This window comes from Synechococcus sp. 1G10, assembly GCF_002252625.1.
In the GTDB taxonomy this organism is placed as follows: domain Bacteria; phylum Cyanobacteriota; class Cyanobacteriia; order PCC-6307; family Cyanobiaceae; genus Regnicoccus_A.
Window position 1 is genome coordinate 14,377 of sequence record NZ_NQKW01000024.1, and the last position, 23,943, is coordinate 38,319.

Sequence of the window (23,943 nt, forward strand, 5' to 3'; positions counted from 1 at the left end):
GACCTCAACGGGGCAGCAGACACTCCAGTTCTCGCAACCGATGCTCCAGGGCCTCGATCTTCTCGAGATAAGTGAGAGCCAGGGCCATGCCAGGAGGGTTGAGCCCGAAGGAATCCCGTAGCTTCACCATCCGCCGCGCCTGGTGGACCGCCCGGGACTGGAAACACCAGCCCGTGGCGGTCTCCCTGATCTCGAACAGGCCGAACTCCACCAGCTCAACCAGCTCGTCGTGGGCAAGGCCCGAGGCCGCCAGCAGCTCCGCCGACTCCACCAGACTGTCGGAGTCCACAGGGATCAGGAGATCGTCAGCCATGGGTCGACTCTCCAGTGTATTGAGGACGGGGTTGGAAGGATGACGCCTCCGCCAGCTCACGATAGAGCTCCTGTTCACGTTCACTGATCTCCGTGGGCAACACGATCTGCAGCACCCCATAGAGATCGCCGGCTCCCTCGCCCCGCTTCGGCAGCCCCTTACCGGCCAGCCGCAGTTTCTGGCCAGCCTGCGCGCCTGGTTTCACCGTCACCCGCACGCGGCCATCGAGGCTGGGCAGCTCGATCTGCGCGCCGAGGGCCGCCTCCCAGGGGGTCACAGGCAACTCCAGGTAGAGGTCATGACCCACCGGCCGGAACAGCTTGTGCGGCAGCACCTGGATCTGCACATACACATCGCCATCGGGGCCACCACCGCTGCCGGGGCCGCCGCGCCCCGGAATGCGAAGCCGCTCCCCGTCGGTCACGCCCATGGGAACCCGGATGCGCACACTGCCGCCGGGCCGATCCAGGGTCACCTGGGTGCCGCGTGAGATCTCTTCGAGCGTCAGCCGGGCCACAGCCTCCACGTCCTGACCTCGGATCGGGAAGTCCATGCCCCGGGCCTGGCGCCGCTGCTGGGAGGCGCGGAATCCCATCTGCTCGAAGAGCTCGGAGAGATCCACCTCCTGGTGGGGCTGGCCCTGCCAGAAGCGGGTGTCCCAGTCCGGAGGCGGCTGGAAGTCCTCGCCGGGGTGATGGCGGCCGAGTTCGTCATAGGCCTGGCGCTTCTCCGGATCGAAGAGGGTCTGGTAGGCCTCGCTGATCTGCTTGAAGCGCTCCTCGGCGCCCGCTTCCTTCGAGATGTCGGGGTGGTACTGGCGGGCAAGGCGCCGGTAGGCCTTCTTGATCTCCTCCTCACTCGCTCCCCGCTCGATGCCGAGGGTCTCGTAGTAGTCCTTGAACTTCATCGGGCTGTCGCACCGGGTGGCCGCTGGGGCCTGGCCCCCATCCTCCCGCGAGCCGCAGAGCGGGAGCAATCAGCAGCGGGGCTTGCCAGGGTGTGGTCTCGAATCGCTCGAGCCGCTGTCCATGCGCGACTTCTGCGCCCTCTACGAGCAGCTTGACCGCAGCCCCGGTACCACTGCCAGGGTGGCGGCTCTTGGGGCCTATCTGGCGGCAGTGGATCCTGCAGATGGGGCCTGGGCCGTGACCCTTCTGCTCGGCAAGCGGCGCAAGCGGCTGATCACCGGCCGGCGGCTGCGGGAGATCGCACTGGCCGCCTCGGCCCTGCCCGATTGGCTTTTCGACGACTGCCACGCCCAGGTGGGCGACAGCGCCGAGACGATCGCCCTGCTGCTGCCGCAGCTGCAGTTGCCCGAGGCCGAGCCGATCGAGCGGCCCCTGGCGGTGTGGATGGGGGAGCGGCTGCCGGCGATCGCGTCGCTGGAACCCAGTGCCCAGGCAGAAGCTGTGCTCAACACCTGGGCAAGCCTGCCAGCTGGCCAGGCCTTCCTGTTCAACAAGCTGCTCACCGGCGGGCTGAGGGTGGGGGTGTCCACGGGCCTGGTGACCCGGGCCCTGGCTCGGGTGGCCGGGCTGGAGGAAGCCGAGATCGCCCAGCGACTGATGGGGGGCCTTGAGCCCAGCGCCGAATCATTCACCTCCCTGCTCGCCCCGGCACTGGAGGGGGAGGCGGTGCCGGCCAGCCGCCCCTTTCCCTTCTTCCTGGCCAGCCCCCTCGATCCGGCCCAGCTGGCGAGCTGGGATCCCAGCCAATGGCGAGCGGAGTGGAAGTGGGATGGCATCCGCGGCCAGCTGATCCGCCGCTCCGGCAGCAGCTTTCTCTGGAGCCGGGGCGAGGAGCTGGTGAACGAGAGCTTCCCCGAGCTGGTGAGCCTGGGTGAAGCCCTGCCGGAGGGCACCGTGCTTGATGGCGAAGTGATCGTCTGGCATCCCGGCGAGGAGCGGCCCCAGGGCTTTGCCGCCCTGCAGCGGCGGCTGGGGCGCAGGAGCGTGGCAGCGAGCCTGCGCCGCCAGTGCCCCATGGCTTTCGTGGCCTACGACCTGCTGGAATCAGCCGGCGCCGACCGGCGCGACGAACCGCTGCGGCAGCGCCTGGAGAGGCTGGAGGAGCTGCGCAGCGCCCTGGCCGACAGCGATCACCCAGAGCGGGGGCGTCTGCGTGGCTCAGCCGCCGTGCCCCTCGGCAGCTGGGAGGAGCTGGAGCAGCAGCGCGGCCGCGCCCGCCTGGTGGGAGCCGAGGGGCTGATGCTCAAGCGGCTGGAGTCGCCCTACAGGTCCGGCCGTCGCCGCGGCGACTGGTGGAAGCACAAGCTCGAGCCGCTCCACCTCGATGCGGTGCTGCTCTATGCCCAGGCTGGCAGCGGCCGCCGCGCCAACCTCTACACCGACTACACCTTCGGCCTCTGGAGCCACCCGCCGGGGGATGCCGACACGAGCGAGCCCCAGCTGATGACCTTCGCCAAGGCCTACTCGGGTCTCGACGATGCCGAGATCGCAGAGCTCGACCGCTGGATCCGCCGTCACACCACCGAACGCTTCGGGCCGGTGCGGGCGGTGGAGCCCCTGCAGGTGTTCGAGCTGGCCTTTGAGGGGCTGCAGCCCTCGAAACGTCATAAGAGCGGCCTGGCGGTGAGGTTCCCGCGCATCAGCCGCTGGCGCCGCGACAAACCGGCGGCGGAAGCCGACAGCCTCGCCACGGCCCTCAACCTGCTGGAGGGCATCAACCACCCGGGCTGATTGGCCGGTACACCGAGCGTCCATCCCCCGGCAGCAGCACCAGCGAGGCTGGATCCAGCACACGGCCGAGGGTCACCTCCGCCTCGGCCGGACCGGGCTCGGAGCCAGGGGCCGGTGGGCGGGTGCCGGGGCTGCCCCCGTCCCAGCGCTCGAGGGACAACACCTGGCCATCAGGGCCCTCGTAATCGCCGTAGCGGCAGCCGCTCAGCCTCCGGTTCATCGTCCGGGAACTGGAGCTCACCGCAGCGCGGCCCTGCTCCTTGAGCTGGTAGGTAACTCCCTCCCACGTGATCTGGGCGGGGAAGGGCAGGGGCTGACGATCCAGTTCCAGAGCCAGTTCAGCCGGCCCCCGCTCCAGCCAGCTCACCTCCAGCCAGTCGTCTTCGCAGACGCTGAGCCAGCGACCCTCGCTGCCGTCGCGCAGGAGATACTCCAGCCACTGAAAACCCTCCTCGTCGTAGAGCAGGCGGTCTTCCACCATCCAGTCGCGGCCGCCCGTCTGCACGATGTCGCCGGTGCGCAGATCGAAGAGGGTGCGCTCCAGCGACTCCTGGGGCAGGTTCGCCCCCGACCGCTGGCGTTGTTTCTGCAGCTGGCGCAGGCCCCACGCCGCCAGCAGCAGCAGCACCAGCAGAACCCAGACGCCCATGGGCATGGCCTCGGCCCGGAGCCTGACGTCCGGAGAAGCTCAGCCTATCGATCACCGCCTGAAGGGGATCAGTCCTGCCGCCAGAGGGGCTGGCGCTGATATCGATCCAGCACCGGCCGAGTCAGTCGGTTCGGCAGCACTTCCACACCCTCCGGGGGTCGCAGATCCCTGGGCAGCACGAATAGCCTCTCCAGCTGGGCGCGATCGAACCAGCGCCCCTCAAACGGCGGAGTTGCCAGCTGCAGGCTCCGGCCGGGGCGATGGGCCAGCACGAACCCCCATGGCCCGAAACTGGGCACATCGACGCTGTAGGGGCGCGTGATCAGATTCAGCTCGGCCCTGGTGGCCTGAATCGATGCCATCACCTTCGGCGTGAAGAACGGGGTGGAGGCCTGGGTCACCAGCAAGCCGCCGGGCGCCAGCCGCTCCAGCAGGCGCCCATAGAACGTGACGCTGTAGAGCCGCGCCACGACAGGGCTGTCGGGGTCGGGGAAGTCGGCGATCACCACGTCGTAGGGGGCCTTCAGGCGTCGCACCAGCTCGAACGCATCACCCACGTACGTGTGCACCCGCGGGTCTTCAAGGCTCGCCTGGTTGAGGCGGCGCAGGAAGGGATGGGCCCGTGCCAGCTGCAGCATCTGCGGATCCAGTTCCACCAGATCGAGCCGGCGCACCCCCGGCCAGCGCAGGATCTCCCGGGCCGCCAGCCCATCGCCGGCCCCCAGCAGCAGCACCCGCTCAGGCTGGCCGTGCAGCGCCAGGGCTGGATGCACCAGTGCCTCGTGATAGCGGTATTCATCCAGGCTGGAGAACTGGAGGTTCCCGTCGAGAAACAGGCGCAGATCACCGCGACGGCTGGTGAGCACGATGCGCTGATGGCGCGACTGAACCCGCCCCACCACCGGGTCGTCATAGAGGCCGTCCTCGATCCGATTGCCAAGGGGCACCAGCGCCCAGGCAGCCAGGGCGGCCAGGGGCAGGGCACCGCTGAGCGGCCAGCGCCAGCGACGGCAACTCGGGAAAACCCAGCACAGCACCGCACTGCTGATCAGGGGCACCATCGCCAGCAGTCCCGCGGTGGGCAGCAGGCCGAAGACCGGCAGCAACAGCAACGGAAAGAGCAGGGAGCCCAGCAGGGCGCCGAGGTAATCAAGGGCCAGCACCCGGGCCAGGGCCGTGCGCAGGTGCTGCTGGCTCTCCAGCAGCCGGGTGAGCAGAGGCACCTCCATGCCCCCCAGCACCCCCACCATCACCGTCACCACCACCAGGACAAGCCAGAGCGGGCCATCGACGCTGAACACAGCGAACAGCGCCAGCGGGCCCAGCAGGCAGAGCGGCGAGAGGCAGATCTCCACCAGCAGGAACGCGCCCAGGAGTCGCTGCATGGGCCGCTCGCCGCCATCCACGAACTGGCTGAGCCAGGCCCCCAGCCCCATGGCCGCCAGGAAGGTGCCGATCACCACCCCCGTGGCCAGGGCCGCGTCACCGAGCAGATAGCTGGCCTGGGTGACCAGCATCAGCTCCAGCACCAGTCCCACGCTGGAGGAGAGCGCCGCGGTGACCAGCAGCACCCGCACCTGCAGCGCTGAAAACGGCGGCATGCCTACTTGGCCGTCCCGGGGCCGCGGCCCTGGAAGCGCGACCAGTCGCGCGGCCGCTCGCGGTTCAGCCAGCGGCCGTTGAGGCCACTGCCGCGCCAAGTCGTCGCACCGGAGGCCGAAGGGGTGCCGTCATCCCCAAGCCGGTAGAGCAGCGGCCGGGTCACCGCGGTGGTGGTGCCCATAGCCACCGCCGACAGGGTGAGCACAAGAATCAGCGTGCGCTCCACCGTCATCGCGGCTGCTCCTCGCCAGGGCCCGCCAGCGTTCCGACCCGGGCCAGCGGCGGGGCCGCCACCGGAAACGCGGGGAGAACTCCATCCTCCAGCACCAGCTCACACCACTCGATCTCCCAGGGCTCGCCGCCGTCCTCGATCCGCTCTGGCAGATCAAAGCGGAACCGCAGGCCCTGCGGCTCGCCCACCTGCAGATAAAACGTCTCCACGAGGGTCAGCCAGTGGTCGCCGTCCTCGCTGGAGCCATGGAACGGCGCGAGGCTGCGCTGCTCGCTGAGCCGGCAGCGGCCCAGCGCGTCGCTCACCGTGAGCGTGAGCTGGACGGCTGGCAGATCTGCCAGCGGCGGTCGGTCGTTGATGGGGCGCTCCCACCAGGCCCGCAGCTCCAGCCGTAGCAGCCCCGACCCGCCGACGCGCAGCCGCAGCCCCAGCCGCGCCTCCTCCACCCGCCGCATCCGCTGCAACTGCCAGCCCCGGTACACCGAAGCCTGAAGAATCAACACCATCGCCAGACTCACCATCGCGGTGAACAGCAGCAGCGGGGCGTCGACGGTGTGGTTGCGCACCTCCAGCCGCAGCGTGATCGGCTCGGTGCGGGGCAGCCCGGCGCTGTCGAGCAGGTCCGCGAGCGTGAGCCGCAGGCGGTGGGGTCCCCCCGTGCGGGGCCGCAGGGCCACGGTCATGGCGGCTTCGCTCTCATCCCCGGTAAAGGTGGCACCCTCCTCGACCCAGGTGACCGTCTGCCGCCATCCCTCCTGGCTGAACTGCAGAACTACCGTGCCGGCCAGATCGAGCAGGTCCGCATCGAGCTCCATCGCGGTTTCGGGCGGCAGCTCCGCCTGCAGACTGATCCTCGGAAAGCCCAGATACCCACCGCGCAGCTCGAACGGGGCGCTCAGCACCGGCTCGTCGGGCGCCAAGGCGATGACCTGGCGCTGGGTGGGCACCAGGGCCGAAGCCGCCAGAATCAGCAGCGGAACCATCGGCAGAAGACCGGCCAGCAGGGGCCAGGTCACCCCCTGGTTAGCGTGGCGTCCGGTCTCAGGGGAGTCGATGGACAAGCCGCTGCTCCAGCTCCTGCTGACGGTCGGGTGGACCATTGTCGGAGTCATCCTCATCTACGGGGGCCTGTTGCTGTTCGACAAGCTCTCCCCGATCGACTACCGAGCCGAGATCCGCAAGGGCAACGTGGCCGCCGGCGTGGTGCAGGGAGCCGTGATCCTGGCCATCGCCGCGGTGGTGGTGGGCATCCTCACCACCTGATACGGCACCTCTGCCTTGGCCTCCCAGAGCGCCGCGCTTGAGCCGATCGAGGCCTGGTTCCGCCAGAAGGGCTGGCGGCCCCTTCACTTTCAGCGCCAGTGCTGGAAGGCGTACCTGCGCGGACAGAACGGTCTGATCCAGGTGCCCACCGGCGCCGGCAAAACCTATGCGGCGGTGATGGGACCGATCGCCGCGATGCTCGCGAACCCGGCTGCCGGCCTGCGCCTGCTCTATCTCACACCCTTGCGGGCCCTCAGCCGCGATCTGGCCCTGGCGATCCGAGAGCCGATCGAGGCCATGGGCTGGCCGCTGACGCTGGGCATCCGCAACGGCGACACCGCCAGCAGTGAACGCAGCCGGCAGCTCAGGCAGCCTCCCCAGATCCTGATCACCACGCCGGAATCACTCTCGGTGCTGCTGGCGAACCGGGCGGCAGCGCAACTGTTTGCGGGCCTCGAGGCGGTGGTGCTGGATGAATGGCACGAGCTGATGGGCAGCAAGCGCGGCAGCCAGACGGAGCTGGCCCTGAGCTGGCTGCGAGGGCAGCGCCCGGGACTGCGGACCTGGGCGATCAGCGCCACCATCGGCAACCTGGAGGAGGCCGCCCATGCGGCTGTGGGTGTTGGCGCAGGCGAGGACCCCCTGCTGGTGTGCGCGCGGGTCAAGCGGCACACCGAGATCCGCAGTCTGCTGCCCGAATCGATCGATGGCTTCCCCTGGGGTGGGCACCTGGGCCTGCGCATGTACGAGGAACTGGTGGCGGCCCTGGATCCAGCCATCTCCACGCTTCTGTTCACCAACACGCGCAATCAGTCGGAGCGCTGGCACCAATGTCTGCGCTACTCCTGCCCGGAGATGGAGGGGGCGCTGGCCCTGCACCACGGCTCGATCGACCGGGCCGAGCGGGAGGCGATCGAGGCGGGGGTCAAGTCTGGGGCGGTGCGCTGGGTGGTCTGCACCAGCTCTCTCGATCTGGGGGTCGACTTCCAGCCGGTGGAGCGCGTGGTGCAGATCGGCAGTGCCAAGAACCTGGCGCGGCTGCTGCAGCGGGCCGGCCGCTCGGCCCACAATCCCGGCGGCACCTCCCAGGTGCTGTTCATGCCCACCAACGCCCTCGAGCTGCTGGAGGTGTCGGCGATGCGGCGGGGGCTGGCGGAGGGGCTGGTGGAAACCCGGCGGCCGCCGGTGGCGCCGCTGGATGTGCTGCTGCAGCACCTCACCAGCCTGGCTTGCGGGCCGGGCTTCGAGCCGGAGCGGGAGTTGGAGCGGGTGCGCAGCAGCTGGAGCTACCGCGACCTCGATGGGGCCAGCTGGCAGTGGTGCCTGCGCTTCCTGGAGCACGGCGGCGACTGCCTCGGCGCCTATCCCCGCTACCGCAAGCTGGAGCGGGAGGAGCCCCCTGGTGCCGTCCCAGCCACGGGCGCGCCCGTTCTGTTCCGGGTCAAGGATCCCGTAATCGCCCGCCTGCACCGGCTGGGGATCGGCACGATTACCTCCAGCAGCTCGATCAACGTCAAGGTGGTGCGCGGCGCCACCCTCGGTCATGTGGAGGAGGGCTTCGTCTCGCGCCTGAAGCCGGGCGATGTGTTCTTTTTTGCCGGGCGGCAGCTGGAGTTCGTGCGGCTGCGCGACATGACCGCTCTAGTGAAGGCCAGCACCCGCAAGAGCCGCACAGTGCCCGCCTGGGCCGGGGGCCAGATGGCCCTCTCCGACCTGCTCAGCGTTCACCTGCGGCGGGAAGTGCACCGCTGTGCCGGCGCCATCCAGGCCACCGATCCGGCAGCAACCAGCGGCGAAAGCCTTCAGCTCGACACGGACGAACTACGGGCCCTCGAGCCCTTGCTGCGCCGCCAGGCCGACCTCTCGCGCCTGCCGCGTGAGGATCAGTTTCTGGTGGAGGTGACCCGCAGCCGCGAGGGCAGCCATCTGTTCGCCTATCCCTTCGAGGGGCGCTTCGTGCATGAGGGTCTGGGCTTCCTCTGGGCCGGGCGGCTCACCCGGATCCAGTCGGCCACGATCACGGTGTCGGTGAACGACTACGGCTTCGAGCTGCTGGCTCCCCGCGGCTACCCCTTCGAAGCGCTCTACGAGGACTGGAGCGATGCCCTGCTCGATCAGGCGGGGCTCGAAGCGGATCTGGAGGCTTCGATCAACCTCTCCGAGCTCTGCCGCCGCCGCTTCCGCTCCATCGCCCAGATCGCCGGACTGGTGGTGGACGGCTTCCCGGGGCAGAAAAAAAGCGGCGGCCAGCTGCAGATCAGCGCTGCTCTGCTCTTCGATGTCTTCAGTCGACATGAACCCGGCAACCTCCTGCTGGAGCAGGCCCGCCGCGAAGTGATGGACGAGCAGCTGGAACTGGGGCGCCTGCGCCAGGCCCTTGAGCGCCTCAGCAGCGCTCAGCGCTTGCTGGTGCGCACCCCGCGGCCAGGGCCCTTCGCCTTCCCTCTGCTCGTGGAGCGCCTCAACAACCGCATGAGCAGCGAGTCGGTGCTGGAGCGGGTGCAGCGGCTGGTGGCAGAAGCCAGGAAGGCGGAAGACGACGGCTGAACGACGAGAGTGGGCGCCGCTGGGCTGGGCTCCATGACCATGGCGATCACAATCCAGCTGCTGCTGGTGGCTGGCTGGCTGGCGGCCTTCGGGCTGCTGGTGCTGCTGCTGGCCCTGGAGCTCACCATGGGGCGCGCCCCGCGCCTGGGGGCCACGGAAACCAGCCCCGCTGGAGCTTCCACGGGTGCAGCTGAGGCCAGCGGTCGCGACTTCCTCAGCGTGATCGTGCCTGCTTACAACGAGGCCTCCAGGATCGAGAGCTGCGTGGGCGCCCTGCTCGCAAGCGAGCTGCAGGGGCTGGGCTGGCGGCTGATTGTGGCCGACGATGACTCCAGCGACGGCACAGCCGAAGGGCTGGAGGCGCTGATCGAGGCCGGCACCTTCCCATCACCGCCCCTGCAGGTGCTGCGCTGCGGGCCCCGCCCCGTCGGCGAACGCTGGAGCGGCAAGAACTGGCCCTGCAGCGAAGCGGTACGGCTGCTGAGCCAGCACCCCACTCCCGAAGCTGGCCCGCCCCCGACGGAGTGGCTGCTGTTCGTTGATGCCGATGTGACCGTGGCGCCGGCGGCTCTGGCCAGCGCCGTGGCCGAGGCGCGCCGCAGCGGTGCCGATCTGCTCACTCTCGCCCCGCGAATCCGCTGCGGCTGCCTGGCCGAATGGGTGGTGCAACCGATCGTGGTGGCGCTGCTGGGACTGGGCTTTCCGATCGCCCGCGCCAACGACCCCAGCAACCCCACCGCCTTCGCCGCCGGACCGTTCATGCTCTTCCGCCGCTCCAGCTACGAGGCCATCGGCGGGCATCGTGCCCTGGCGGCGGAAGTGGTGGAAGATCTCGCCCTGGCGCGGGCCATCAAGGAGCGGGGTTTAAGCCTGCGCTACCTGCTCGGCGTCGACCTGCTGGAGCTGCGCATGTACCCAGATTTCAGTGCGCTCTGGGAGGGCTGGACCAAGAACTGGCATCTCGGCCTGAACCGCAACCCCCTGCTCACCCTGGCCAGCGGTGTTGTGGTGCTGAGCCTGTTCAGCGGCCCCTGGCTGCTGCTGCTGTTGGCGGGGCTGCAGGCGATCCGGCAACCCTTGGCCTGGCCGTCGTTGCTCTCGCCGGCCCTGGCAGGGGTGGGCCTGCAACTGGCGCTACGGCTCTGGAGCCGCTGGCGCTTCAGGCTCGACCTGCGTTACTGGTGGCTGAGCTGGCTGGGGGGTTTGGTGATTGCCGCAATCGCTCCAGTCTCGATCTGGAAGGTCAGCACAGGACAGGGCTGGACCTGGCGAGGACGTTCGCTGGCCTGAAGCTGCAGCAGCTGGCGGGTTGCTCAGGCCTGGATCAGGCCTTGCTGAGCTTCTTGACGATCCAGCTCATCAGCACCAGGGAGCCCACCAGGGCAATCAGCAGGGCGATGATCATGGGGGGAGGCCGTCTGGCGTGATTATGTCGGGTCGCAGAGAAGCGAATCCACCAATACGGTTCGATCCCGCAGCAGCCGAGCCACCGTGAGGTTGCTTACGGGTTGATCGTGGCCGGCCTCCAGCAGCCACTCGGCCATTTCCATCCGCAGGGCATAGGCCTCTTCGAATTGATCCCGGCTCTCGAGGGCGTGCAGGCGGCACTCAAGCCAGTGGAGGGTTTCGCCCGGAAGCTGGCGCTGGAGGCGTCGTCTGGTCACAGGGCTCTCCATCTCTTGCTGAATCCTGGCGGAGCGCGGCAGCTTTGGTGTAGCAGCTGGAACACATCTGGTTGGACACTGGACACAGCTGGATGTCGTCGATGCGCCACCGTTGCCTCGGGCCTGCCCTGTTGATCACCACGCTGCTGGCGGGCCCAAACGGGGTGTGGGCGACTGGCCTCACCAACGACACCCGCCACGACTGCCGGCTGTGGCGGAACAGCCGCGGCCTTGAGCGGGTGGAGATCGCCAACCGCCTCGGTGCCACCAACCTGCTCACAAAAGAGCACAACTTCGCCGTGCACACACCTGGAGCAACGCGAAGCCTTTACAGCAGCTCCGACATCCGACGGCTCTGCGCGCTGCTGTGAGGCCCTGACGGATCCTGCCGCCAGTGCGGAGCCTGCGGCCTTGGCGAGCCTGCCTAACCCGCCACAAGCCAGCGCCCCCCCGCCCCCAGGGCCAGGGCCGCGGCGCTTCCCCACCACAGAGCCGTCCGGCTGTTCAGCAGCAGGCGGCGCAGCAGCACCAGCGACCCGCCGACCCCCAGCAGCAGCACCAGGCTCTGGCAGAAGGCAATCACGTGAGGATCGGCGCTCCAGCTGGGCAGCGGCTGCTGGAAGCTGACCGGCAGCAACCGGCCCGCTTCCGCCATCCCCACCGGCAGGTGCCGCGCCAGCAACAGCGCCCAGAGCAGGGGCAGCAGGCCATAGAGCCCGAGGCGAAGACGCCGGGCGGCCCGCTCCGGCGGTGTCAACCAGCTCCCGATCCGAAGCGCAAGCAGGGCCAGGGCAGAAGGCAGCGCCAGAGCCAGGACGGCAAAGGCCAGGCGCGGCAGAAAGGGGCCCGCCTGCAGGCTGTCGGGGGCCAGGGGCAGCCACCCCAGCAGCCGATCCCAGAACTTCAGGCAGACGCCGCCGGCGAGCACCAGGATCAGACCAGCCTCACCGTCGGGTGGAGCCATCTCCCGCTGCAGATCGGCCGCGGGTGGGCGCAGGCTCAGCTGCACGGAGCGATGCGGGCAGGCCTGGGCGCAGGTGAGACAGAGCACGCAGTTGCGGTTGTCGTCGAGGTGAGCCGGGTGGGTGCCGAGCGGGCAGCCGGCCGTGGCCAGTCCCTCCCCATCGGCGGGACCGCCCTTGAAGCAGGCATAGGTGCTGCAGCTGCCGCTGCAGGTGCCCACCTGGGCGCGCAGCTCCAGAACTGAGAGCTTGGCGAACAGACCGTTCATCCCCCCCACCGGGCAGAGATAGCGACACCAGAACCGCTTTTCGAAGCGCACCGAACCGATCACAGCCCCGGCGGTGATCAGCAGTAGCAGACAACTGCTCAGCCGGGCGCTGTTCTCCAGATCTGCCAGCTCCTCCCAGAGCAGGATCGCGGCAAAGCCGGCTGCCAGGGCAGGCGCGGCCCAGCGGTCGGTTTCCCCCCTCGGCCAGCGGGATGGCTGCCAGCCCAGGGCAGCCGCCAGCCGCTGGCTGATCTCACCCCAGACCATGAACGGGCAGAAGGAGCACCAGATGCGGCCCACCAGGGGGTAGCCCAGCAGGATCAGGGGCCACCACCAGGCCCAGAACAGCGTCAGTGCCCCGCTGTGGGCGCGGTCCTGGGGTCCCAGCCACAGCCACAGGTTCACCAGCACGAACACCCAGCTCACCAGGCCGAAGAGCAGGGCGTTCCACAGCTTCGGTGAGCGCATCCAGGGGCGCAGGGCCGGCTTCCAGCGCCAGAGGTCGAAGCGGGGGCGACTCTGGCGGGAGGGTCGCCAGAACACGTCCTCCGGCAGCTCCGGGGGCGGATCTCCCTCAGCCGGAACCGGCAGTTGACGCAGGGCCCGCTCCACCAGGTCTTCAAGCTCGCGCACGTTGCCGGGGAAGTCGTGGGTCTGCAGGCGGCGGACCAGCTCCGCCCCCGCCACCGGCGCCGTCGGCCAGCCCAGGGCGCGACTCTTGAGGCGCAGGTCGTAGCGCAGCCAATCGCCGAGGTCCTGGCGCCGCACCCGCAGCGGCGGCACCCGGATCAGCGTGCAGACCCGCTCGAAGCCGGGCACCACCGCCTCGGTGGTGAAGAAGACCCTGCCGGTGAAGTGGTGGGGAGCTTCGGCGGGATCCGGCGCCTGCCAATGGCCACTCTTAGCCAGCTCCAGCAGGGCGGGCAGCAGCTGGGGATCGACCCGATCGAGCTTGTCGATCAACAGGGCGCCCACCTCGGGGTTGTCCAGGAAGGAGCCCTCCCCGCCACGGCCGGCAGCCCCGAAGAGCTCGGCACCATCTCCACGCAGCAGCGCCCCGTCGAGGCGCACCATCAGCTGCCGCCGGGAGGAGGAGCCGAAGTGAATCAGGGCGGCGATGTTGTCCTTCTCCAGCCCAGGTTCACCGGTGATCAGCAGCGGGCCACCGAGCGGGTCCTGGGAGGCCGTGCGCACCGCCTCACGCAGGGAGCGGGCATAGCGGCTGTCTCCAACGATGCCGCGACGGGCGCGGCCCACCAGATGGGGAGCCAGACGGAGCAGGCTGTCGGCCACTGGCGCTTCGTCCCCATGAGGCTCCATTCTGCGGCGAAGGTTCCAGCTCCCCCCAACCCATGACCCTCACCCTCTACGGCGGTCTCCGCTCCAGGGCGTCCATGCCCCGCTGGTATCTGGCCGAGAAGGGGATTCCCTACAACTGGCGCCTGCTCGACATGCAGGCCGGAGAGCACCGGCAGGAGGCCTTCCTCGCCATCAATCCCTTCGGCAAAGTGCCGGCCCTGGAGGACACCGGCGCCCAGGACCCGCTCGGAAAACCCCTGCGCCTGTTCGAGAGCGGCGCGATCCTGCTCTACCTCGCCGATCGCTATGGCAAGGAATTCACCAGCCCAGAGCAGCGGGCCCTGGCCGAGCAGTGGGTGCTGTTCGCCAATGCCACCCTGGCCACTGCCCTGTTCGTGGAATCGGCCCGGGAGCGGGAGTTTCCGCGGCTGATGGCCGCTCTCGACCAACGCCTGGCCGATGGCCAGGCGTTGGTCGGTGCGGCCTGGGGTGTGGCCGACTGCGCCGTGAATGCCCACCTGGCCTACCTGCCCGTCTTTTTCCCCCAGCTCGATCTGAGCCCCTACCCGGCGGTTCAGGCCACGATCGAGGCCACCCGCGCCAGGCCCGCCTATCAGGCAGCGATGGCCACGGACTGAGCGGGCGGCGTGATGGTGGACCACCCCCTCGATCGGGCACCCTTCCACTGGCGGGGGCAGCGGCTGGAGCTGCTGGCGGCAAAGGCGCTCTGGGATCCCGAGCAAAAGCTGCTGCTGGTGGCCGATCTGCACCTGGGCAAGGCCGAGACCTTCCAGAGCCAGGGCATCGCCCTGCCCAGCGACGGGGATGCGGGCACCCTCAACGCCCTGCTGACCCTGGCCCACGTCTGGCGCCCGCAGGAAGTGGTGGTGCTGGGCGACCTGATCCACAGCCGGCTGGGCCTCACCGCCGAGCTGCGCCAGAAACTCAGGGCCCTGCCCCAGCTGCTGGGCTGCCGACTGCGGCTGATCGGCGGCAACCACGAACGGGGCAGCTGGATCGAGGGGCTGCCCCAGGAACCGGCCATGGCCCGGGGAAGCCTCTGGCTGAGCCATGGTCCCGAAGATCAGCCCCCACCCGGGTCAACCGATCGTCTGCACGTCTGCGGCCACCTGCACCCTGTGGCGCTGATCGGTGACCGCAGCGATCGCCTGCGCCTGCCCTGCTTCAGCTACGACGAAGGGGTACGGCGCCTGGTGCTGCCCTCCTTCGGGCAGCTCACCGGCGGACATCCCTGCGATCGGCGCGAGCAGATCTGGCTGGTGGCTGACGGGGCGATCGTGCCCTGGCAGGCGCTCAGCCCTCAGCCGCCAGGGCGCGCACCACATCGCCGCGGGTGAGCACCCCCACCACGGCTTCGCCCTCACGCACGAACAGCCGCTGGGTGGAGCGGTCGTGCAGCAGCTTGGCGGCCGCGGCCAGCGACACCTCAGCGCTGCAGCTATGGGGGTGGCGGTTCATCACATCAGCCACCGTGTTGCCCAGCACCTGGTGCACCTGCTTGTCCCAGTCGAGGGGGTTGCGCAGATAGATCACGGCGTCGAGCAGCATCACGTAAGGGCCGGCATCAAAGCCGCTTTCGCGCACCATCAGGTCCTGCTCGCTCAACTCGCCGATCAGGGCCCCGTGCTCGTCAAGCACGGGCAGGCCGCTGATGTGGTGATCACTCATCAGCTTCACCGCCTCCTGCAGCAGCGTGGTCGGTGTCACCGACAGCACGGGTGTGGACATCGCGTCGGCCACCCGTACGGTTCCTGGGGTGTCGGGGGTCATCGGTGCAGAGCGTCTGCAAGGGTTCTAGGCCAGCGTGGGGGCACGCCCAGGCACGGCCGCGATGACCCCTTTCGCACCTGAATCCGATGGCGGGCAGCCCGCCGCGCCCCTGGCTCGCCGCCTGGCCGATGCACTCACCGTTGCCCGGGCCTTCCTGGGACTGCCGATCCTGTTGGCCCTCGGCGCCGGCCAGGCGGGCCTGGGCTGGGCCTTGCTGCTGCTGGGCGGGTTCAGCGACTGGGCCGACGGCTGGCTGGCCCGGCGCTCTGGCGGCGGCTCGGTCTGGGGAGCACGGCTCGACCCCCTCACCGACAAGATCCTGATCAGCGCTCCCCTGCTCTGGCTGGCAAGGGAGGGGACTCTGCCTCTCTGGGCGGTGTGGTTGCTGCTGGCGCGGGAGCTGCTGATCTCCGGCTGGCGGGCCGGTCAGGACAGTGGTGGACCGGCCTCGAGTGCTGGCAAGGCCAAGACCGTGCTCCAGTTCGCCGCCCTGCTGCTGCTGCTCTGGCCCCAGTCCTGGCCCCTGGCCAGCGGTATGCGCGGCCTGGGCTGGTGGTTGTTCTGGCCGTCGCTGCTGCTGGCGCTCAGCTCCGGGTTGGGCTACCTCGGTGTGGGCCTCAGCCGGCCAGCAGGGCCTCGTCGGAGCTGAAGTCGGGTGTGGTGGGGCCGCGCAGGGCGTAATCGTTGCTGAAGCTGTCAGCCAGGCCGGCTTCGAGATCGAAGGCGGGCGACCAGGCCAGCTCGCGCTGCACCCGGTGGATGTCGGTGAGGAAATGGGCCAGGCGCAGGGGAAAGGCCTTTCGGGCTTTTTTGTCGAGCCCCGAGGGATCAAAACTGCGGATCTCCACCGCCGCCGGGTCGACGCCGCAGGCCCGCGCCGCCGCGGCCACCAGGCCCCGGAAAGTGACGCCCTGGGCCCCGCTGCAGTTGTAGATGCGATTGGCCGCAGCCTCCACATCCAGGCAGCGGGCCATCGCCGTGGCCAGATCCCTCACATGACCCAGTTGGGTGATGGTGGTGCCATCCCCGGGCAGGGGCACATGCCGGCCGTGGACGATTCGATCGAAGAACCAGCTCTCGACCGGGTTGTAGTTGCCGGGTCCATAGATGTAGGTGGGGCGGAAGCTGGTGAAGGGGATCGCCTGCTGCCGCAGCCAGGTCTCGGTGTCGAGCTTGCCGGCATGGCGACTGGCCGGATCGGTGGCGGCCTGCTCATCCAGGGGCCAGAGCTCGCTGTCGGCATAGACCCCGGCGGAGCTGACGTAGACGAAGCGGTAGCTGGGTGCTCCGGTGCGCTCCACCACGGCCTCGCTGTCGGCGCCGCTGCGACCGCTGCTGTCGATGATCACGTCGAAGCTGCGGCCTTGCAGCTGGGCGAGGTCCTCAGCGGAGGTTCGATCGCCGACCAGATGCTCCAGATCCGCCGGCACGGGATTGCGGCCGCGGGTGAACAGGGTGATGGCATGGCCGGCCTCCTGCAACTGGGCCACCAGGGGCTTGCCGATGAAACGGGTGCCACCCATCACAAGGATCTTCATGGGGCGCTTGGCCGTACTGGGGCCATTCAAGCGAGCCATGGAGGCCCTACCCAAAAGAGCCACAGTGGACGCGGTCCTGAGCGACATCTGATGACGCGCTTCGCCGAACTGCTGCGTTCCCTGAACAACCTCGAGCTGCTGTCCGCCATCGGTCGCAGCGGAGGCGATCTGGGTTCGGTGGCGGATCTGGTCGACAACCTGATCGACAGCCCCCAGATGGCGGAATGCGTTCGGCGCTTCTGTGCTTTGCCCGGCGGCGCTGAGCTGATGGATGGGCGCTACCCACCCCTCCAGCCCGATATCGACTCACTGATCCAGCTGCCTGAGGGCAGCCTCGGCCACAGCTACGCCCAACTGATCCGGCAGCTCAACTACGACCCCGAGTTCTTCCGGCCACGTCCGGTCGACACCGAAGCCCGCTGGCTGACTCAGCGCATCGCCACCACCCACGACATTCATCATGTGGTGAGCGGCTTCGGCACCGCGGCGGTGGGGAGAGCGGCGTACTGGCGATCACCGCCTGCCAGATCGGCTTCCCGGCCTACGTGCTGCTCACCACCGCCGGCCAGCTGGCCAGCTTCCGGCTGCAGCTTGAGCGCTTCGAGCTGCTCAGCCGCGCAGTTGCCCATGGAATGGCGATCGGCCACAGCGCTTCCTGCCTGGCGCTTGCCCGGTGGGAGGAGGGATGGGAGCGACCCGTGGCCGACTGGCGACTGGAGCTGGGAATCACCGATCCTGCCGACCATAAGCCCTACGGGCTGGGAGTGGCCTCCAACCAGCCAGGATGAGCCGCTAACACGGCTCAGTCCGCCCCGCCATGCAGATCATTCCTGCCATCGACCTGCTCGACGGCCACTGCGTGCGCCTGCATCAGGGCGACTACGACCAGGTGACCCGCTTCAGCGATGACCCCGTGGCCCAGGCCCTGGCCTGGCAGAGGCAGGGCGCCGAGCGGCTGCATCTCGTCGATCTTGATGGCGCCCGCAGTGGCAGGCCCGTCAACGATGCCGTGGTGCGCGCCATCACCGCTGCCCTCACGATTCCGGTGCAGCTGGGCGGCGGTGTGCGCACTGCAGAGCGAGCCGACGACCTGCTGGCCTGCGGACTCGATCGGGTCATCCTCGGCACCGTGGCGATCGAGCAGCCGGAGCTGGTGCGGGAACTGGCGGCCCGCCATCCCGGCCGCATCGTGGTGGGAATCGATGCCCGCAACGGCCTGGTGGCCACCCGGGGCTGGATCGAGGAGAGCCGCACCGTGGCCACCGAGCTGGCCGCCAGCTTTGAAGGCAGCGGCGTGGCGGCGATCATCAGCACCGACATCGCCACCGACGGCACTCTGGCCGGGCCGAACGTGGAGGCGTTGCGGGCCATGGCCAGCGCCAGTTCCGTGCCGGTGATCGCCTCGGGCGGCGTGGGCTCGGTCACCGACCTGCTTGCCCTGCTCAGCCTGGCCCCACTGGGTGTGGAAGGGGTGATCGTGGGCCGAGCGCTGTACGACGGCAGTGTCGACCTGGGCGAAGCCCTGCAAGCGGTGGGATCCGCGCGGTTGCAGGACCCTGTTGATGCCTCGTACTGCTGATCGAAGCGAGCTCACCCCACAGGCGACACAAACCGATCGAGCGTGGCCCTTAACATAGAGATCACCTCGTGTTGACCTCCACTCCGTGTCTGTCGCCCTCACCACCACAACCGTGCCGGTGAGCTCCGGAGCGACCCGATCAGCCGGCGAAGGCTCAGCCTCAGCTAACGGCGAAAGTGCTCTGCAGGAATCAGCCCCGGCCGACCTGCGCGTCACGGTGGCCCAGGCGTTCAGGCGCTGTCGTGATCTGGGCATGCGCCTTAGCCGCCAGCGGCGAATGGTGCTGGAACTGCTGTGGAGCGATCGGCGTCACCTCAGTGCCCGTGACATCTTTGAGCGCCTCAATACCCAGGGCCGCAACATCGGCCACACCTCCGTCTACCAGAACCTCGAGGCCCTCCAGTCCGCTGGTGTGATCGAGTGCCTTGACCGCGCCAGCGGCAGGCTCTATGGCTACCGCAGCGATCCCCACAGCCACCTCACCTGCCTGAATAGCGGCGAGATCCAGGACCTCGATGTGGTGCTGCCCGAGGAGCTGGTGCAGCAGATCGAGGATCTCACTGGTTACAGCATCGAGTCGTACACCCTTCAGCTCTTCGGCCGCCACAGGCCCTGATCAGATCCAGGCCCTGGAGTTTCCAGCCTGCGCTCGTTACCTTGAGTGCATGAACTGGAACGGCGCGTGACTGAGCCTGCGGCTGCCCATGGGGCTGCCGGGATCCCCAGCGTCCAGGTGCTGCTGCTGGCTCAGCCGCTGCTGCGTCAGGGCCTGAGCCGCTTGCTCAAGGAAGCGAGCCCCCCCTGCCGGGTGGCGGGCGAACCCTCCGAACTCGAAGGCGCCCCCCAGCTGGTGATCTGGAGCCTGGAGGCCCCGATCCATCCCAGCAACCTGCTGCTGGAGCTGGAGCGGCTGGAGCAGCGCTGGTTACCGGCGCCCCTGCTGCTGTTGATCCCCGCCCAGCCCGGCTGCAGCAGTGAATGGCTCCTGCAGCTGCCGGCCGCCGGACTGCTGCAGGAGCCCGAACCGGAAGCCTTGCTGGAGGCGGTGGCCACCCTGCTGCAGGGCGGACGGGTGGTGGCGCTGGACGGCGGCACCAGCTCCAGAGTCAATCCCCAGACCAGCGGCGTCTGGGGAACTGGAACGATGGGGCTCGGCCAGTGGCTGCTGATCAGCGGCCTGCAGCAGATCGATCAGGAGCTGCAACTCTGCGGCCGCCTGCTGGCCCCTCCTCCCGCCAACCTGCTGCTGCAGTTGATCCTGGAGGGGCGGCTGCGGGAATTGCGCTCCGCCCGGTCCCTGCTGATCTGGCTGTGGGGGCCGGTGTCGATGGCCTGGGGTGCCACCGGACTGCCTCCTGAGCCGAAGAGCTCTGCCGACGAACCCCGCCCGCCCAGTGGGGGCAGCACCGCCATCACTCTGAGGCAGCGCACTGCTGTAGCGGTGTGGGAGACGATCCATCAACGGCTGAGCGAGGCCAGCCAGGGGCCGCTGCTGCGCCAGGGCAGCGCCGAGCTGTTCGCCCTCGAAGGACTGAGCCCGGAGCGCCGGCGCGATCTGTTCGTGGCCTTGCTGAGCCAGCTGGATCAGCTGTTGCGCCAGCTGCGCCAGGAACGCCTGCGCGGCGACGACCTTCAGGGGCGCTGGCAGAGCCTGCAGCCGGAACTGCGTCGCCAGGCCCTGCGCCAGATGGCCGGTCCCTATGTGCAACTGCCCCAGCAGGGGGCCCTGCTTCCCGTGGCCGACACCCTCACCAGTCAGGGGAGCTTCGAGCTCGACGACCCTGAGCTTCCCCCCAGCCAGCCGATGCTGGCGGCTCTGCTCTCCGCCCAGCCGCTGCTGGTGGACGGCCGCCTGCTCGCCCCTGATGAACCTCAGGCCCTGCTCTATCTGGAGTCTCTGGTGAGCAACTGGGTGATCCGCAGCGCCGAGCGCATCAGCGCCGATGTGCTCGCCAGTTGCGGCGACTGGCCGGAACTGCGCCGCTACCTGCTGGTGAAGGAGCTGATCGCCACCCGCAGCCTGGAGCGCCTGCGCAACCAGCTCAATGCCCAGCAGCGCTGGAGCGAGTGGTTTGAGAAGCCGATCCAGCTCTACGAAAGCCAGCGGCGCCTCTATCGCCTTGAGCAGGGGGGAACGATCTCCCCGCTGCTGCTCACCGAACCCCGCGACGAGGAACTGCGCCAGCTGGGTTGGCTGCAGCAGAGCGTCACCCTGGCGCTGGAGGCCCGTGATGCCCTGGCACCGCAGCTGCGCACGCTGCTGCAGCGCGTCGGGGATCTGATCGTGGTGGTGCTCACCCAGGTGATCGGTCGTGCCATCGGCCTGGTGGGACGGGGGATCCTCCAGGGGCTTGGGCGAGGCATCAGCAGACCCTGAGAGTCACAATGGCCCAAGCCCATCTGGTGTTCGGTTGCGCCTTCCTGCCCGCCTCGGCTTCCAAGCCGGCCACATCCACCCCCTCAAAGCCGGTCTTCTCAGCCTGATCCTCGGCGTCTGGCTGCTACTGGCCCCGGCGTCTCCAGCGGCGGCTGCCCTCACCACGAACAGCTACGACGGAAACATCTATTCGCTCTATGCCGGCAATGGCTCACTGGTGCCACCCCGCACCAGCCTGGCTCAGGCCATGGCCGATCACCGTCCGGTGGTGCTGATCTTCTATTTAGATGACAGTGCCGACAGCAAGCAGTTCGCCCCCGTGGTCTCGGAACTTCAGCGGCTGTGGGCCTCGAGGGTCGAGATCATTCCACTCACCACCGATCAGGTCCAGAACCGACCCGATCAAGGCACCAGCGACCCTGCCCACTACTGGAAGGGGCTGATTCCCCAGGTGGTGGTGCTCGATGCCGCCGGCCGTGTGGTGTTCGACGGCAAGGGCCAGGTGAGCAGCGAGACCATCAGCGCGGCCCTGAGCAAGGCCACCGGGCTGAATCCAGCCGGCAGCTCCGGCGCCAGCGCAACCCGAAGCTTCAATGAGCTGAACAGCGAAGTGGTGCCCGCAGGCTGATGACGATCCAGCCGGATGCCAGCACGCGGCGTGAAACGGACAGCCTCGGTGCCGTCGAGGTGCCCGCTCAGCGCTACTGGGGCGCCCAGACTCAGCGCTCGATCAGCAACTTCCCCTTCGGGGCGGAGATGCCGCTGGCGGTGGTTCATGCCTTCGGCCAGCTCAAGGCCGCCTGCGCCGAAGTGAACCAGGCCGAAGGAAAGCTCGCGCCGGAGCTGACCGCTCTGATCGTGGCCGCCGCCGAGGAAGTGGCGAGAGGGGCTCTGGATGATGAGTTTCCGCTGAAGGTGTGGCAGACGGGTTCCGGCACCCAGACGAACATGAATGTGAATGAGGTGATCGCCAACCAGGCGATCGAGGCCGCGGGCGGTGTGCTGGGCAGCAAGAGCCCGGTGCACCCGAACGACCACGTGAATCTGAGCCAGTCGAGCAACGACACCTTCCCTGCAGCGCTGCATGTGGCGGTGGCAATCGAACTGGAGCGGCGGCTGATTCCGTCGGTGGAGGCGCTGATCGAAGCCCTGCGCAGCAAGGCAGGCGCGTTCGCGGGAATCATCAAGATCGGCCGCACCCATCTGCAGGACGCGGTGCCGCTGAGCCTGGGTCAGGAATTCGGTGGCTACGTGGCCCAGCTGGAGCTGGGACTCGAGAGCCTGCGCCACGCCCAGCCCCAGGTGCGCCAGTTGGCGATCGGCGGCACAGCGGTGGGTACCGGTCTCAATGCACCCGCCGGCTTCGGCGAGAAGGTGGCGGCACGGCTGAGCGAGCGCACAGGCCTGCCGTTCACCGCTGCGCCGAACAAGTTCCAGGCACTGGCAGGCCATGAACCGCTGGCCGCAGCCCATGGCGCGCTCACGGTGCTGGCCGGCAGCCTGTTGAAGATCGCCAACGACATCCGCTGGCTCGGCAGCGGCCCACGCTGCGGACTGGGGGAGCTGATCCTGCCGGAGAACGAACCGGGCTCCTCGATCATGCCGGGCAAGGTGAATCCCACCCAGTGCGAGAGCCTCACAATGGTGGCGGTGCAGGTGATGGGCAACAACACCGCCGTGCAGATGGCGGCCAGCCAGGGCAATTTCGAGCTCAACGTGTTCAAGCCGTTAATTGCTCACAATGTGCTCGAAAGCATCGATCTGCTCGCGGGTGCCTGCACCGGCTTCCGCACCCTCTGCATCGATGGATTGGTGGCCAACGAAAGCCGCATCGGTGATCTGCTCGATCAGAGCCTGATGCTGGTCACCGCCCTCACACCGGCAATCGGCTACGACCGCGCCTGCTCCATTGCCAAACATGCCCACGAGCACCGGCTGAGTCTCAGGGAAGCGGCTCTATTGCTCGGGGAGATCAGCGCTGAAGAGTTCGATCGGTGGGTGAAACCCGGAGCGATGGTGTGAGCGAGCCCCATGGCGAATGCGGAGGGCTACACCATCTCGATCAGTGCGTGGTTCAGAAGGCGGTGAAGCAGGGCCAGGACATCCGCACGATCCAGGAACAGATGGGCCAGCAGGATGTGAGCACCACCATGATCTATACCCATGTGCTCAAAAGTGGGCCTATCGGGGTAAACAGCTCAGCAGACTTGGTGAAGCTTTTCAAAAAAGTGATTCACGAACCCATAAACCACACTTGAGCTTGCTGGGCGGAATGGCAGACCCGAAGCTGCCATAGGCTTATGAGCTCAATGCGGAGGAGTAGCCGCCGAGATTCACAGAAAGGAGGTACTTCGGGGCGTGGTTCACGGAAACCATCCAATAACAAGTTATGCGCCCGAACTAAAATGAAGCACATTCCAGACAACGTGTCCTCGTACAGGCGCACTCCAAACTTTACACAAGACACTATTCCGATTGGCCTGCTCCACAGCCACAATACGAAAGATGGCGTGTGGGGCAAGATCGTGGTGATTGAAGGACAGCTCAGATACCGAATCCTTGACCCGGATTTGGAGGAAATCCTGCTCGGGCCAGAGTTGTCTGGGGTGGTGGAGCCGACCGTCAAGCATGAAGTAGAGCCGCTAGGAGAAGTTCGCTTCTATGTGGAGTTCTACCGATAAGGTGTTTCTCTGCTTGCTTCATTGGAAAAAATGGCAAAGCTGGAAAGAGGCAAGCTGATTTTTTGGCACCCCTGAGAGACACACTCAACTGAACCCCCGAGGTAGCGCATTTCAAAGGTGTCTGAAATGCTGAACGATCTTGCTCGCAGGCCTTGAAAGCCGTACAAACGTCAAAGCCGTAATAGGGTGGTGCCGAGAAGACATAGAAAAGCACTCAAAGCCAAACAAGCTCATTCCGACGGCTAACGAACAAGGATAGATCGTGGCTACGCACGATCTATCCTTGTTCGTTGGCGTGGCCTGTGAGTGCGAAGCTGTTCAGAATTGGAAACTCGCGGGGCATTCGCCTGACCAAGCCTATGTTGAAGGAGGCTGGCTTAAGGAACATCTGAAAAACCCGCTAAAATCAATCCAGATCCAAGACTGAGACTGGAACGGATGGCCGAACCCCTCCAGCTGGGCTTCACGGACTACGAGC

General features: G+C 67.9%; 27 protein-coding genes and 1 pseudogene. 17 read left to right on the forward strand and 11 right to left on the reverse strand.

From position 1 onward, the window contains the following. Positions 1-4: 4 nt before the first annotated feature. Positions 5-313, reverse strand: a complete 309-nt coding sequence (locus CJZ82_RS14900) for a chaperone modulator CbpM (RefSeq protein WP_094556547.1) — start codon at positions 311-313, stop codon at positions 5-7. Further along, on the reverse strand, positions 306-1,220 hold the full coding sequence (locus tag CJZ82_RS14905; protein WP_094556569.1) for a DnaJ C-terminal domain-containing protein: 915 nt from the start codon (positions 1,218-1,220) through the stop codon (positions 306-308). Before CJZ82_RS14905 ends, CJZ82_RS14900 begins: the two co-directional genes overlap by 8 nt. A 121-nt stretch (positions 1,221-1,341) precedes the next feature. Between CJZ82_RS14905 and CJZ82_RS14910 the strand changes: the two genes are divergently transcribed. Continuing rightward, the gene (locus tag CJZ82_RS14910; RefSeq protein WP_094556548.1) at positions 1,342-3,012 is read left to right on the forward strand and encodes an ATP-dependent DNA ligase; all 1,671 of its coding nucleotides are present in this window, start codon (positions 1,342-1,344) and stop codon (positions 3,010-3,012) included. Here the strand turns inward: CJZ82_RS14910 and CJZ82_RS14915 are convergent. From CJZ82_RS14915 to CJZ82_RS14930, 4 genes are all read right to left on the reverse strand, one after another. Next, positions 2,996-3,661: a DUF4178 domain-containing protein gene (locus CJZ82_RS14915; protein WP_094556570.1), complete on the reverse strand. Its 666-nt coding sequence runs from the start codon at positions 3,659-3,661 to the stop codon at positions 2,996-2,998. The two genes, CJZ82_RS14910 and CJZ82_RS14915, sit on opposite strands and share 17 nt — an antisense overlap. A gap of 68 nt (positions 3,662-3,729) precedes the next feature. After that, positions 3,730-5,262: a polyamine aminopropyltransferase gene (locus CJZ82_RS14920; RefSeq protein ID WP_094556549.1), complete on the reverse strand. Its 1,533-nt coding sequence runs from the start codon at positions 5,260-5,262 to the stop codon at positions 3,730-3,732. 2 nt (positions 5,263-5,264) lie between these two features. Beyond that, positions 5,265-5,495: a hypothetical protein gene (locus CJZ82_RS14925; RefSeq protein ID WP_094556550.1), complete on the reverse strand. Its 231-nt coding sequence runs from the start codon at positions 5,493-5,495 to the stop codon at positions 5,265-5,267. Beyond that, positions 5,492-6,556 carry a hypothetical protein gene (locus tag CJZ82_RS14930; protein ID WP_094556551.1) on the reverse strand — a complete coding sequence of 355 codons (1,065 nt, stop codon included), beginning with the start codon at positions 6,554-6,556 and terminating at the stop codon, positions 5,492-5,494. Before CJZ82_RS14930 ends, CJZ82_RS14925 begins: the two co-directional genes overlap by 4 nt. On the opposite strand from CJZ82_RS14930, the gene CJZ82_RS14935 reads away from it, so the two are divergent. From CJZ82_RS14935 to CJZ82_RS14945, 3 genes are read left to right on the forward strand one after another with little or no spacing between them, the layout of a single operon-like run. Next, on the forward strand, positions 6,549-6,758 hold the full coding sequence (locus CJZ82_RS14935) for a DUF350 domain-containing protein (protein ID WP_094556552.1): 210 nt from the start codon (positions 6,549-6,551) through the stop codon (positions 6,756-6,758). The genes CJZ82_RS14930 and CJZ82_RS14935 overlap by 8 nt on opposite strands. 15 nt (positions 6,759-6,773) lie before the next feature. Next, positions 6,774-9,305, forward strand: coding sequence for a ligase-associated DNA damage response DEXH box helicase (locus tag CJZ82_RS14940; RefSeq protein ID WP_094556553.1), 2,532 nt, complete (start codon positions 6,774-6,776; stop codon positions 9,303-9,305). A gap of 33 nt (positions 9,306-9,338) precedes the next feature. Beyond that, entirely contained in the window at positions 9,339-10,595 is a 1,257-nt protein-coding gene (locus tag CJZ82_RS14945; protein WP_094556554.1) for a glycosyltransferase family 2 protein, read from the forward strand. A 137-nt stretch (positions 10,596-10,732) separates the two neighbouring features. Here CJZ82_RS14945 and CJZ82_RS14950 read toward each other — a convergent pair whose 3' ends face one another. Then, positions 10,733-10,969, reverse strand: a complete 237-nt coding sequence (locus tag CJZ82_RS14950) for a hypothetical protein (RefSeq protein ID WP_233130281.1) — start codon at positions 10,967-10,969, stop codon at positions 10,733-10,735. Between the two features lie 92 nt (positions 10,970-11,061). Here CJZ82_RS14950 and CJZ82_RS14955 point away from each other — a divergent pair, with 92 nt between their 5' ends. Then, positions 11,062-11,340 carry a hypothetical protein gene (locus CJZ82_RS14955; RefSeq protein ID WP_158218594.1) on the forward strand — a complete coding sequence of 93 codons (279 nt, stop codon included), beginning with the start codon at positions 11,062-11,064 and terminating at the stop codon, positions 11,338-11,340. Positions 11,341-11,393: 53 nt separating this feature from the next. Here CJZ82_RS14955 and CJZ82_RS14960 read toward each other — a convergent pair whose 3' ends face one another. Further along, positions 11,394-13,520: a 4Fe-4S binding protein gene (locus CJZ82_RS14960; protein WP_094556557.1), complete on the reverse strand. Its 2,127-nt coding sequence runs from the start codon at positions 13,518-13,520 to the stop codon at positions 11,394-11,396. A gap of 32 nt (positions 13,521-13,552) precedes the next feature. Between CJZ82_RS14960 and CJZ82_RS14965 the strand changes: the two genes are divergently transcribed. Then, positions 13,553-14,137, forward strand: a complete 585-nt coding sequence (locus CJZ82_RS14965; protein ID WP_094556558.1) for a glutathione S-transferase family protein — start codon at positions 13,553-13,555, stop codon at positions 14,135-14,137. Between the two features lie 12 nt (positions 14,138-14,149). Beyond that, a complete protein-coding gene (gene pdeM / locus CJZ82_RS14970) occupies positions 14,150-14,857 on the forward strand; it encodes a ligase-associated DNA damage response endonuclease PdeM (RefSeq protein ID WP_094556559.1) in 708 nt (235 codons plus the stop codon). On the opposite strand, the gene CJZ82_RS14975 is transcribed toward pdeM, so the two are convergent. After that, positions 14,814-15,248 carry a CBS domain-containing protein gene (locus tag CJZ82_RS14975; protein ID WP_094556560.1) on the reverse strand — a complete coding sequence of 145 codons (435 nt, stop codon included), beginning with the start codon at positions 15,246-15,248 and terminating at the stop codon, positions 14,814-14,816. The two genes, pdeM and CJZ82_RS14975, sit on opposite strands and share 44 nt — an antisense overlap. 103 nt (positions 15,249-15,351) lie before the next feature. On the opposite strand from CJZ82_RS14975, the gene CJZ82_RS14980 reads away from it, so the two are divergent. Further along, positions 15,352-15,939: a CDP-alcohol phosphatidyltransferase family protein gene (locus CJZ82_RS14980; RefSeq protein WP_094556561.1), complete on the forward strand. Its 588-nt coding sequence runs from the start codon at positions 15,352-15,354 to the stop codon at positions 15,937-15,939. Here CJZ82_RS14980 and CJZ82_RS14985 read toward each other — a convergent pair. Beyond that, positions 15,908-16,828, reverse strand: coding sequence for an NAD-dependent epimerase/dehydratase family protein (locus CJZ82_RS14985; protein ID WP_094556562.1), 921 nt, complete (start codon positions 16,826-16,828; stop codon positions 15,908-15,910). The genes CJZ82_RS14980 and CJZ82_RS14985 overlap by 32 nt on opposite strands. 267 nt (positions 16,829-17,095) lie before the next feature. Here CJZ82_RS14985 and CJZ82_RS19655 point away from each other — a divergent pair. Beyond that, positions 17,096-17,257: pseudogene (locus tag CJZ82_RS19655) on the forward strand (hypothetical protein); the annotation flags it as partial. Between the two features lie 29 nt (positions 17,258-17,286). On the opposite strand, the gene CJZ82_RS19660 reads toward CJZ82_RS19655, so the two are convergent. Further along, the gene (locus tag CJZ82_RS19660; RefSeq protein WP_369820085.1) at positions 17,287-17,457 is read right to left on the reverse strand and encodes a hypothetical protein; all 171 of its coding nucleotides are present in this window, start codon (positions 17,455-17,457) and stop codon (positions 17,287-17,289) included. Between CJZ82_RS19660 and CJZ82_RS19665 the strand changes: the two genes are divergently transcribed. The 8 genes from CJZ82_RS19665 (at position 17,377) to CJZ82_RS15025 (ending at position 23,465) form a co-directional block, all read left to right on the forward strand. Further along, a complete protein-coding gene (locus tag CJZ82_RS19665; RefSeq protein ID WP_369820084.1) occupies positions 17,377-17,616 on the forward strand; it encodes a hypothetical protein in 240 nt (79 codons plus the stop codon). The genes CJZ82_RS19660 and CJZ82_RS19665 overlap by 81 nt on opposite strands. A gap of 29 nt (positions 17,617-17,645) precedes the next feature. After that, the gene (gene hisA, locus CJZ82_RS14995) at positions 17,646-18,407 is read left to right on the forward strand and encodes a 1-(5-phosphoribosyl)-5-[(5-phosphoribosylamino)methylideneamino]imidazole-4-carboxamide isomerase (RefSeq protein WP_094556563.1); all 762 of its coding nucleotides are present in this window, start codon (positions 17,646-17,648) and stop codon (positions 18,405-18,407) included. 253 nt (positions 18,408-18,660) lie between these two features. Beyond that, the gene (locus CJZ82_RS15000; protein WP_094556571.1) at positions 18,661-19,023 is read left to right on the forward strand and encodes a Fur family transcriptional regulator; all 363 of its coding nucleotides are present in this window, start codon (positions 18,661-18,663) and stop codon (positions 19,021-19,023) included. Between the two features lie 66 nt (positions 19,024-19,089). After that, positions 19,090-20,784, forward strand: coding sequence for a DUF3685 domain-containing protein (locus CJZ82_RS15005; protein WP_094556572.1), 1,695 nt, complete (start codon positions 19,090-19,092; stop codon positions 20,782-20,784). A 34-nt stretch (positions 20,785-20,818) separates the two neighbouring features. Next, a complete protein-coding gene (locus CJZ82_RS15010) occupies positions 20,819-21,412 on the forward strand; it encodes a thylakoid membrane photosystem I accumulation factor (protein ID WP_094556564.1) in 594 nt (197 codons plus the stop codon). Continuing rightward, on the forward strand, positions 21,412-22,806 hold the full coding sequence (gene fumC, locus CJZ82_RS15015; protein ID WP_094556565.1) for a class II fumarate hydratase: 1,395 nt from the start codon (positions 21,412-21,414) through the stop codon (positions 22,804-22,806). The genes CJZ82_RS15010 and fumC overlap by 1 nt, the downstream gene beginning before the upstream one ends. Continuing rightward, positions 22,803-23,042, forward strand: a complete 240-nt coding sequence (locus tag CJZ82_RS15020; RefSeq protein ID WP_369820082.1) for a hypothetical protein — start codon at positions 22,803-22,805, stop codon at positions 23,040-23,042. Before fumC ends, CJZ82_RS15020 begins: the two co-directional genes overlap by 4 nt. Positions 23,043-23,189: 147 nt before the next feature. Beyond that, a complete protein-coding gene (locus CJZ82_RS15025) occupies positions 23,190-23,465 on the forward strand; it encodes a DUF1971 domain-containing protein (protein WP_094556566.1) in 276 nt (91 codons plus the stop codon). The last annotated feature ends 478 nt before the right edge of the window (positions 23,466-23,943 follow it).